Origin of the sequence: Micromonospora sp. WMMD1120, from assembly GCF_029626235.1 — a bacterium.
Taxonomy (GTDB): domain Bacteria; phylum Actinomycetota; class Actinomycetes; order Mycobacteriales; family Micromonosporaceae; genus Micromonospora.
The window spans coordinates 6,130,662-6,141,076 of record NZ_JARUBO010000005.1 but is presented as its reverse complement, the minus strand read 5'-3'; the positions used below and the strand labels follow the sequence as shown (position 1 = coordinate 6,141,076).

10 protein-coding genes are annotated in these 10,415 nt (G+C 70.0%); 5 read left to right on the top strand and 5 right to left on the bottom strand.

The window, feature by feature from the left end:
- Positions 1–26: 26 nt before the first annotated feature.
- Positions 27–437 (top strand): NUDIX domain-containing protein, encoded by a 411-nt coding sequence (locus O7634_RS28285; RefSeq protein WP_278153174.1) that lies wholly within the window; start codon positions 27–29, stop codon positions 435–437.
- A gap of 140 nt (positions 438–577) precedes the next feature.
- Here O7634_RS28285 and O7634_RS28280 read toward each other — a convergent pair whose 3' ends face one another.
- On the bottom strand, positions 578–1,663 hold the full coding sequence (locus O7634_RS28280) for a chitosanase (protein WP_278153173.1): 1,086 nt from the start codon (positions 1,661–1,663) through the stop codon (positions 578–580).
- Positions 1,664–1,887: 224 nt separating this feature from the next.
- Positions 1,888–3,513, bottom strand: a complete 1,626-nt coding sequence (locus O7634_RS28275; protein WP_278153172.1) for a glycoside hydrolase family 43 protein — start codon at positions 3,511–3,513, stop codon at positions 1,888–1,890.
- A 253-nt stretch (positions 3,514–3,766) separates the two neighbouring features.
- Between O7634_RS28275 and O7634_RS28270 the strand changes: the two genes are divergently transcribed.
- Genes O7634_RS28270 through O7634_RS28255 form a run of 4 tightly spaced genes read left to right on the top strand, consistent with a single transcriptional unit; the run spans position 3,767 to position 8,018 of the window.
- On the top strand, positions 3,767–5,062 hold the full coding sequence (locus O7634_RS28270; RefSeq protein ID WP_278153171.1) for an extracellular solute-binding protein: 1,296 nt from the start codon (positions 3,767–3,769) through the stop codon (positions 5,060–5,062).
- 52 nt (positions 5,063–5,114) lie between these two features.
- Positions 5,115–6,113 (top strand): sugar ABC transporter permease, encoded by a 999-nt coding sequence (locus O7634_RS28265; RefSeq protein ID WP_278153170.1) that lies wholly within the window; start codon positions 5,115–5,117, stop codon positions 6,111–6,113.
- Positions 6,110–6,946 carry a carbohydrate ABC transporter permease gene (locus tag O7634_RS28260; protein ID WP_278153169.1) on the top strand — a complete coding sequence of 279 codons (837 nt, stop codon included), beginning with the start codon at positions 6,110–6,112 and terminating at the stop codon, positions 6,944–6,946. Before O7634_RS28265 ends, O7634_RS28260 begins: the two co-directional genes overlap by 4 nt.
- A 52-nt stretch (positions 6,947–6,998) precedes the next feature.
- Positions 6,999–8,018 carry a LacI family DNA-binding transcriptional regulator gene (locus tag O7634_RS28255; protein ID WP_278153168.1) on the top strand — a complete coding sequence of 340 codons (1,020 nt, stop codon included), beginning with the start codon at positions 6,999–7,001 and terminating at the stop codon, positions 8,016–8,018.
- Between the two features lie 71 nt (positions 8,019–8,089).
- Here the strand turns inward: O7634_RS28255 and O7634_RS28250 are convergent, their stop codons facing one another.
- From O7634_RS28250 to O7634_RS28240, 3 genes are read right to left on the bottom strand one after another with little or no spacing between them, the layout of a single operon-like run.
- Positions 8,090–8,311 carry a hypothetical protein gene (locus tag O7634_RS28250; RefSeq protein WP_278153167.1) on the bottom strand — a complete coding sequence of 74 codons (222 nt, stop codon included), beginning with the start codon at positions 8,309–8,311 and terminating at the stop codon, positions 8,090–8,092.
- 17 nt (positions 8,312–8,328) lie between these two features.
- Positions 8,329–9,171, bottom strand: a complete 843-nt coding sequence (locus O7634_RS28245; RefSeq protein ID WP_278153166.1) for an ABC transporter permease subunit — start codon at positions 9,169–9,171, stop codon at positions 8,329–8,331.
- Positions 9,168–10,055, bottom strand: coding sequence for an ABC transporter ATP-binding protein (locus tag O7634_RS28240; protein WP_278153165.1), 888 nt, complete (start codon positions 10,053–10,055; stop codon positions 9,168–9,170). Before O7634_RS28240 ends, O7634_RS28245 begins: the two co-directional genes overlap by 4 nt.
- Positions 10,056–10,415: the final 360 nt, after the last annotated feature.

Sequence of the window (10,415 nt, the reverse complement as noted above, 5' to 3'; positions counted from 1 at the left end):
TTCACCGCGCGTGACAGGATCTTGTGATGGCCACCTATCACGTCGCACTCGTGCTCCTTGCCGACCCCTCGGGCGCGGTGCTTCTACAGCACCGCGATGAGGACGTGGCCGCCTCGCCGAATCAGTGGAGCCTGCCGGGTGGCCATGTCGAGCCCGGCGAGTCACCTGAACAGGCGGCACGCCGAGAACTGCTGGAAGAGACGGGTCTGACAGCGGGTGAGCTGCACCCCGTGTGGAGCGGTCCACGCCCCTACGAGACTGGCTTTCCCCACGCGGTGACGGTCCACGTGTTCGGTGGCACCACCAGGGCACGGCAGCGGGACGTGGTAGTCGGCGAGGGACGAGCCATGGTCTTCGTTCCTCGGGATGAGCTGCTCGACCGCGAGCTGGCGGTCTCCTCCGCCCTGGCCCTGTCTCTGCACCTCAGGAATACCTGACACGTCTCGGCCGGGAAGCCAGATGACTGCGGCGTCCGCAGCTTCCACAAGACCCTGGTGATCACTCCACTGCCCCGAGCGCCATCCGGCTCGGGCGACAGCGGAGCGATCACCGCGGGTCAGTTCGGCGGGGCCGGGTTTCAGCCGATGCGGAACTGGTCGCCGTAGACGGCGAACACCAGCGGCGTGTTTAGGTTGAAGTTGCCGTTGTTGAGGAACACCCGTTGGGCCGTGTCGACCCGGGAGGTGTCCGAGTGGGCGGCTTCCTTCTTCATCTCGATGACCCGCTCGTCGAGGAAGGCGTTGAGCCAGGTCCGCTCGTCGCCGCCCTGCGCCGGCGGCGTGGCCCGTGCGAGCGCGCGGCTGCGGATCTGACGCATCCCCTCGTACCCGTGCATGACCGCCGCGTCGTAGTAGGCGAACTGGCCGAGCGCCCGTACCCCGTCGTTCTTGCCGTCGCGGACCGACGGGTTGAAGTAGACCCGGTCCCGCTCGGCCTCCTGGGCGGCCCGGAACACCGAGTCGTTGGCGGCGGTGCGCCAGTCGCGGGGAAAGTTCGGGTCGAGGCCCGAGTGCGACGGGGTGCCGTTCACCGCGCGCAGCGCCGGCAGGTAGCCGGCCAGCACGTTGCCGGGCTTGGTGTTCGTGTACGCCTGGACCAGTTCCAGCATGTCGCCGGTGCCGGAGCAGAAGCCGATGATGCCGGCGGTGTAGCCGCGCCCGTCGCCGATGTCCTCGATGTAGGAGAACTGCGCGCGCCAGTCGAGCGACGAGTTCTCCGCCGCCGAGACGAGCTGCATGGCGACGTCCTTCTTCGTCGGGTCGTCGAGGTTGGTGCCGCTCGGGGTGGTGGGCGGGGGAGTGGTGGGGGTGCCGCCGCCGGGCAGCGTCCACCGCTGGTTGCTGGTGCCACCGCAGGTCCAGATCTGCAACCGGGCGCCGTTCGCGGTGCTGCGGTCGGTGACGTCGAGGCACTTGCCGAGCGCGCGGATCGAGCTGTCGGTGTTGCCGACGGTCCACGTCTGCGCCGCGCTGCCGTTGCAGTCGTAGAGCTGGACGGCGGTGCCGTTGGCCGGGTTGGCGCCGGCGACGTCGACACACTTGCCGGCGAGGCCGACGATCGGGCCGGCGGTGGCGGCGCTCGCCGACGGCAGGCCGTAGCCGACGGCGGCGACGCCGACCAGCAGGGTGCCCACGACGTAGGCGGCTGCTCTTCTGTGCACCATGGGGGTCCTCGGGGAAGGGGCGGCGCGCCGCCGGCCGATCAGTGGCCCGGCACGGCGGTTCGGCCCTCGGCCGGGCACCGCGGGCATCAGGAAACTGTATTAACAGATATCAGTACGTCGGATTCGCGTCAATCGACGTCCACCGTCAGTGACCGCCCGTGTTCGCCCCGATGGCTCAACGACAGCGCGGGCGGCACCCACCACGGGGCGCCGCCCGCGTGGCGTCACTGCTCGCGGTAGGTGGCCAGGTCGAAGTCGGCGTACGCGCCGTCACCGCCGAGGTCCTGCACCCACAGGCCGAGGAACGACCCGGTGAAGCCCCAGGCCGCCGGCTCGCCGTCGATGATCAGCGCGGCGTGCTCGTCGGACAGGATGGTGGCGTCCAGCTCGACCGGGACCTGCTGCCACCCGGTGCCGAGGTCGTAGTCGAAGCGCACCACCGGCCCGTCGAACACGGCCCGCAGCCCGACCCGGGTGACGCCGCTGACGTCGATGGTCAGCTCGGGGTACGGGGTGCGCCGCCCGTTGTCGGAGCTGAGCAGCTCCAACACCGTCCGCCCGTCGTCGTCGCGGGTCAGGTAGAGGTGGTGCCAGTTGAGCGTGTTGTAGTAGGCGGCGATCCCGGCGAGCTGGCGGTGGTCGACCGGGTCGAACTCCACCACCGTCTCGAGGGAGCAGCGCATCGCGCCGACGCGTCGCGCGACCAGGCTGGGCGCCTGCCGGCCGACCGGCGACTGCCCGCCGTGAACGCGCAGATACGACGGACGGGTCGTCAGGTCGATCCAGTCGGGGCTGGCCGGCCTGCGCAGCGTCGCCCAGCACGGCCCGAGCACGGGAGCGTCGAAGTGATCGGTCTCGGGCTCGGCCGGCCACGGGTGCGCGGGCAGGTCGGGCGCGACCACCTCGTCCGCCGGCACCCCTCCGGCGATCCGGGGCCAACCGCCCTCCGACCACTCGACCCGCTGGATCGCGGTCTCCCGACCCAGCACGCAACTGCCCAGCGGGGAGTAGGGGCGCCCGACCAGGTGGGCCAGGTACCACTCGCCGGTCTGGGTGCGCACCAGGCTGCCGTGTCCCGCCTTCTGCAGCCTCAGCTCCGGCCTGTTGTACGAGGTGAGCAGCGGCCCGTCCGGGTCGACCTCGTACGGGCCGAACAGCTCCCGGGAGCGCGCCACGGTGACCTGGTGCTCCCAGCTGGTGCCACCCTCGGCGGTGATCAGCCAGTACCAGCCGTCGTGCCGGTAGAGGTGCGGGCCCTCGGTGACCCCGACGGAGGTGCCGGTGAAGAGGATGCGAGGGCTGCCGACGAGCCGGCGGCTGCCGCGGTCGTACTGCTGGATCTCGATGCCGCCGAAGCGGTCCCGGCCGGGCCGCCAGTCCGCGCTCATGCTCAGCAGCCAGGTGGTGCCGTCGTCGTCGTGGAACAGCGCGGCGTCGAACCCGCGTCCGTGCAGCTTGACGGGGTCGGACCAGGGGCCGGTGATGTGCTCGGCGGTGACCAGGAAGTTCTGTGGGTCCCAGTAGCCGCTGGCGAAGCTCGCGACGTCGCTGTAGACGAGGTGGAAGACGCCGTCGTGGTACGTCAGGTCGGGCGCCCACACGCCGTTGGAGTCGCCGCAGCCGCGCAGGTCGAGCAGGCGCCGGTCGGTGATGATCCCGCCCAGGCTGCGCCAGTTCACGAGATCACGCGAATGGTGCACGAGCACGCCCGGATACCACTCGAAGGTCGAGGTGGCGAGGTAGTAGTCATCGCCGACCCGGAGAATCGACGGGTCCGGGTGGAAGCCGGCGAGGACGGGATTGCGGATCGACCGGGTAGCGGTCGCCACGTTAGCGAGGTCGGTCGACACGGGGGGCTCCTCTGCACGGGCTGGCTGGAACTTCCGGAAACTTGCGGCTCCGGATCGCTGGAAGTCCTGCCTACGCTAGCCGGTCTTTTCGCAATAGGACAGAGGTCTTGACCGTTGCGGAAACAGCTCGTAGCGTGCCGGCCATCGACCGGTAATACCGGCGAAGCTTTGAAAGTTCCGGAGATCCATAGGTTCCCACCCCGCCGGCCCGGCCGGCGTCCGAGCACTTCGTGAGTCCCCGAAGGGATGGATCATGACCACGCACCTCTCCCGCCGTTCGCTGCTCGGCCTCGCCGGCGCTGGCGCCGGCGCGTACCTGTTGAGCGCCTGTAGCGGCGACGACACGTCCAGCGACCCGAACGCTCCGCAGACCATCAACTGGTGGCACATCCAGAACACCGAGCCGATGCTCCCGGTCTGGGCGGCGATGTCGAACGAGTACAAGAGCGCGCACAGCAACGTCACGTTCACCATCCAGCCGCTGGAGAACGAGGCGTTCAAGGCCAAGCTCACCACCGCCACCCAGGCCGGCGACCCGCCGGACCTGTTCCAGTCCTGGGGCGGCGGCGTGCTCAAGCAGCAGGTCGACGCGGGTCTGGTCAAGGACCTCACCGACGACGTGAAGGACCTGGTCAAGGGCATCCTGCCGGCCGCCATGGAGCCGTACACCATCGACGGCAAGATCTACGGCGTTCCGTTCGACATCGGCATGGTCGGGTTCTGGTACAACAAGGAGCTGTTCTCCCGCGCCGGCATCACGCAGACCCCGACCACCTGGAACGGCGTGCTCGACGCGGTCCGCAAGCTCAAGGCCGCCGGCATCACCCCGGTCGCCCTGGCCGGTAAGGACAAGTGGCCGGCGCACTTCTACTGGTCGTACCTCGCGATGCGGATCGGCGGGGTGGACGCGCTGCAGAAGGCCGTCGACAGCAAGAACTTCGACACCCCCGACCTGGTCGCCGCGGGTGAGCGGCTCAAGGAGCTCGTCGACCTGCAGCCGTTCCAGAAGGGCTTCCTCGGCGCGGAGTTCGGCTCCCCCGACGGTCAGGCCGCCACCATGGGCAACGGCAACGCCGGGATGGAGCTGATGGGGCAGTGGGCGCCGGCCGTGCAGGCGTCCAGCTCCACCAGCAAGAAGGGCCTCGGCGACAAGCTGGGCTTCTTCCCGTTCCCGTCGGTGGACGGCGGCAAGGGCGCAGCGACCGAGGTCTTCGGCGGTGGCAACGGCTTCGCCGTCGGCAAGGACGCGCCGGCCGCCACCGTCGACTTCCTGAAGTTCCTGCTCAACGTCGAGAACCAGAAGCGCTCCGCGCAGACCGGCGCGGTGAACCCGACGGTCACCGAGGCCACCTCGGCCATCACCGACCCCAACAACAAGGCCGTCGCGGAGGCCCTGGCCAAGAACACCGGCTTCCAGCTCTACCTCGACCAGGCGTACGCGCCCGCGCTCGGCCAGCAGATCAACGACAGCGTCGCGGAGCTGATCGCCGGCACGAAGTCGCCGGCGGCGATCGTCAAGGACATCACCCAGGTGGCGAAGACCGTCTGATCGTGACAATCCAGCCATCCGTAACCGGCCGTAGAACCCGAGTGGAGCAGGAATGACCAGGCCATCGACCGTGTCGCAGCTGAGGCGCGGCGACCCGGTGACCGATCCGCCGGCACCGGGGCCGGGCACCACGCGCAGGCGTGGTCGCCGGCCCCGGCCCGGCCGGGCCGGCGTCCTCGCCGTGTTCCTGGCGCCCGCCCTGGCGCTGTTCGTGCTGCTCGTCCTCGCTCCCATCGTGGTGGCCGGTTACGCCAGCCTGTTCAAGTGGAACGGCTTCGGGCTGCCGGAGAACTTCATCGGGTTGGACAACTACACCCGTGCCTTCGCCGACCCGACGTTCCGGGGCGACCTGTGGCGTGGCTTCGTGCTGGTGGTGCTCTCCCTGGTGGTGCAGCTGCCCGTCGCGCTGGCCCTGGCCATGCTCCTCAACCAGCCACTGCGGGGCCGGGCCGTCTACCGGCTGATCTTCTTCGCCCCGTACGTGCTCTCCGAGGTCACCACGGCCGTGCTGTTCACCCTGGTGTTCTCACCCAACCGAGGGCTGGGCGAGGGCGTCGCCCGGTGGCTGGGCGCCGACGCGGGCGCTGTCTTCGCCGACCCGGACACCGTGCTGTTCGCCGTGTTCCTCGTGGTGTCCTGGAAGTACTTCGGCCTCTACATGATGCTCTTCCTGGCGGCCCGGCAGGGCATCCCGAAGGAGCTGTCCGAGGCCGCGGTCACCGACGGAGCGTCCTCCTGGCAGGCGTTCCGGCACGTCACCCTGCCCCTGCTGGGCCCGACGATCCGGATCAGCGTGTTCCTGTCGGTCATCGGCACCATCCAGCTGTTCGACATGGTCTGGGTGCTCACCGGCGGTGGTCCGATCCACTCCTCGGAGACCCTGGCCGTCACGATGTACCAGTTCGGCTTCCGCCGCTTCGAGGTCGGCTACGCGAGCGCGATCAGCATCGTCATGTTCCTGCTGAGCCTCGTCTTCGCCCTCTTCTACCAGCGCATCGTTCTGCGGCGGGACACCGCGGGCGCGATCACCAACCAGGGAGGCCAGCGATGACCGCCATGGCGAGTCGCGCCCAGCGGACCCGCAGCGTCCTGCTGCATCTCGTCTGCATCGCCATCGGCGCGCTCATCGTCGTGCCGGTGTGGTTCGGCGTGCTCGGCGGTTTCAAGGACAACGGCCAGTTGTCCACCAACCCGCTGGGCTGGCCGGACCCGTGGGTGGGCAACTACGTGGAGATCCTGAGCAACGGGGTGTTCTGGCGGCAGCTCGGCAACAGTCTGCTGATCGCGGTGACCAGCACTGTCATCGTCGTCGGGGCGTCGGCGATGGCCGCGTTCGTGTTCGCCCGCTACGCCTTCCGGGGCCGCGAGTTCCTGGTGACGCTCTTCGCGATCGGGTTGATGTTCCCGTTCGCGGTGGCGATCCTGCCGCTGTTCGTGCTGCTGCGCGGCATGGATCTGCTGGACAACCCGCTCGGCGTCATCCTGCCCCAGGCCGCCTTCGGGCTGCCGATCACCATCATCATCCTGCGGCAGTTCTTCCGGACCATCCCCGCCGAGGTCGAGGAGGCCGCCGTGCTCGACGGCTGCGGCTCCTTCGGGTTCTTCTGGAAGGTCCTGCTGCCGATGGCCCGGCCCGCCCTGGCCACCGTCTCGGTGCTGGCGATCGTGACGAGCTGGAACAACTTCATGCTCCCGCTCGTCGTCTTCAGCGACCAGAGCTGGTGGACGCTCCCCGTCGGCGTCCAGGCGTTCCAGGGGCAGTACGCCGACGACACCGCGCGGGTGCTCGCCTACGTCGTGCTCTCCATGCTGCCGGCGCTGGGCTTCTACGCGGTGGCGGAACGCCAGCTCATCGGCGGACTGACCGGCAGCGTCAAGGGATGACGCCGCGCCGTCGCGAGCCTGTCTGAGTTACCGGTACGACGAAGGGGGGACCGTGGGCACGGAGAACGGCCGAAACGTCACCATCGCCATGATCGCGCGGTTGGCGGGTGTCTCCGTGCCCACTGTCTCACGGGTCATCAACGGTCGCTCCGACGTCGCTCCGGACACCCGGGAGCGCGTCGAGGCCCTGCTCAACCGGCACGGCTACCGCCGCCGGTCACCGGCCCGACGGACCGACGCGGCCCTCATCGACCTGGTCTTCAACGACCTGGACAGCCCGTGGGCCGTGGAGATCATCCGTGGGGTGGAGGACGTCGGCCAGACCAGCGGCGTCGGCACCGTCGTCTCCGCCATCCACTGGCGCATCTCCTCGGCCAAACAGTGGCTCGACAACATGCGGACGCGCTCCACCGAGGGCGTCATCTTCGTGACCTCGATGGTGAACCCGCCGTTGCAGGCCGAGCTGCGCAGGCTGCACCTGCCGGTCGTGATCATCGACCCGGCCGGGGTGGACCCGCAGGAGTCGCCGACCATCGGCGCCACCAACTGGGCGGGCAGCCTCAGCGCGAACCAGTATCTGATCAGCCTCGGCCACCGCCGGATCGGTTTCATCGCCGGTCCGCCGCACCTGATGTGCAGTCGGGCCCGGATGGACGGTTACCGGGCGGCCCTCGGGGCCGCCGACATCCCCATCGACGACGACCTGATCCGGCCCGGCAACTTCTACCACGAGGCCGGGTTCAGCGCCGGCACCCAGTTGCTGGCCCTGCCCGACCCGCCCACCGCCATCTTCGCGTCCAGCGACCAGATGGCGCTCGGCGTCTACGAGGCGGTGCGCAAACGCGGACTACGGGTGCCCGACGACGTCAGCGTGGTCGGGTTCGACGACCTTCCGGAGGTCCGGTGGTGTTCGCCGCCGCTGACCACCGTCCGGCAACCCCTGGCCGAGATGGGCATGCTCGCCGCGCGGACGGTGCTGCGCCTCGCCGGCGGCGAGAGGACCGAGAGCCCGCGGGTCGAACTCGCCACCGAGCTGATCGTCCGCGACAGCGCCGCGCCACCGCGCTCGTGACCGGTCGCCCGGTCGGCGCGGCCGCACGGCCGCGGAAGGGCACGGCCGCACGTCTCCGGGCCGGCGCGGCCTCACGGCTCCGGGTGCCGGCGGACGAAGTCCTGGTAGGTCTCGTTCGCCAGTTCGATCTCTCGAATCTCCGCCTGCCGTAGCGCGGCCGCCGACCGGGCCTGGGCGAGGTGCAGCTCGTGCCGTCGGGCGCGGGCCCGCGACCAGCCACGGGACAGGCCCCAGGCGATCCAGCCGCTGGACGCGACGAGCCCGGTGATGACGAAGGCGAGGAGGAAGTCCATGGCGGCATCCTTTCCGGTCAGCCGACGTCGCGCCGGACGGCGAGCCAGGTGCCCCAGCCGAACATGAGCACCACGTAGGCGAGGAGAACGGCGACGGGTAGCGCGGCGCCGGCCGAGTCGAGCACCCCGGGGGTGCCGCCCTCGAACTGGGAGCGTGCTCCCAGCGCCCCGGCGAGGGCGCCGGAGCTGGGTGCGAGGAGCAGCTTCGCAACGACCTCGAGCGGGCTGAGGACCAGGGCGAGGCCGCTGATCGCGTTCTCCAGCACGAGTGTCCAGACGAGCCCGACGGCGATGGCGGTGGCGGTGCTGCGGAACGCGATGGCCAGAAGGTAGCCGAGACTGGCGTGCGCGGTGCAGATCAGCCAGGCCGCCGCGACCGCGCCGAGCAGGTCCCCGACGGGCGGCCAGTCCAGGCCGCGTCCCTCCACGAGGGCGAGCAGCGCGGTCACCGCGGCCAGCGCGGCGAAGGTGACGACGACGAGCAGCAGTGTCAGCGCGCTGAGCGCCACGGCGTGCCCGGCCAGCACCTGAGCCCGCCGGGGACGCTGGGTGAAGATCAGGTTGAGCGTCCCCCACCGGTACTCGTTGCCGACCACGACGGCGCCGAGAATCACGACTATCGCACCGCCGAAGAGCGGGAACAGACCGATCCCGGTGGGCACGAGGTGACCGGGCAGGACCGCGTCCAACAGCGACGCCGCGTCGTCGGCCCGCTTCGGGTCGCCGGCCAGCGCCAGGTGCACGAGGTACGGCACGCCGACGCCGAAGGCGAGCGCCAGCGCGACCCAGGTGAGGGTGACGGCCCACACGGCCGGCCGTTTCCGGTCCGCGAACCAGGCGGCGCGTACCGAGGCGATCATTCGCTGCTCCCTGTCGTGCCTGTCAGCTCCAGGAACGCCTCCTCCAGCGAGTGGCGTACCGGGCGCAGTTCGCGTACGTCGATGCCGGCCTCGACGAGCGCGCGGTTGAGCTCCGCGGCCAGCCCCGGGTCGGTGCTGATCCGTACGGTGTCGTCGACGGTCTCGACGGCCCGCACGCCACTGTGGTCGCGCAGGCACGCCACGGCCCTGTCCACCGGGTCGGCCGCGATCAGCAGCTGCGCGCCGCCGAGCGCCGCGCGCAACTCGTCGGAGGTGCCGTCGGCGACGAGCCGGCCCCTGTCGAGCACGGCGATCCGGTCGCAGACCTGCTCGACCTCGCCGAGCACGTGACTGGAGAGCAGCACGGTGCGCCCGTGCTGCCCGAGCGAGCGGAGCAGCTCCCGGATCTCCGACACGCCGGCCGGATCGAGGCCGTTCGTCGGTTCGTCGAGGATCAGCAGGCTCGGCTCCTTCAGCAGCGCGGCGGCCACGCCGAGACGTTGCTTCATGCCGAGTGAGTACGTCCGGAACGCCGAACGCGCGCGCTCGCTCAGGCCCACCTCGGCGAGCACCCGGTCGGGCGCGCTGTCCGCCGCCCCCGCGTAACGGGCGGCCAGTCGCAGGTTGTCCAGACCGGACAGGTGCGGATAGAAGGCGGGCGACTCGATGAGGGCACCCACCCGGCGTAGCCCGTCGGGGGCACCCGGGGGTTGCCCCAACACCCGGATCCGGCCCGAGGTGGGCCGGACGAGGCCGACCAGCATCCGCATGGTGGTGGTCTTGCCGGCCCCGTTGGGGCCGAGGAAGCCGAAGACCGACCCGTACGGGACCCGCAGGGTGAGCCCGTCGACGGCGGTGACGCCGCCGGGATACCGCTTGGTCACCTCGTGGACGTCAATGGCGAATCGGTCATTAGCCAACGGACTGGCGCAATCGCCCGATGGTGTGGCGGAATCTACCGCCAGGATTTCGCTGCACCTTCATCTGGCCGGTCCTTACTCATTCCCCGCGGTAACGCTCGGTTGATTGTGCACGCGTCAATTAACTGATCGTTAAGGCAGGTGGGAGCGGGTTTCGGGGGATCGTCAACGTCGTGGACTGACACCTGTCGGAGCGCTCGCACCTGCCTCGACCGATTGCCTCTGACCTGCGCAAGGGGCCCGACGGCGTCCACAGACTAGCGGAGGTGGATCAGGTCCGGTAGCCCGTGCCGGACGGTCTTCAGAAAATTCTTGAATTCACTG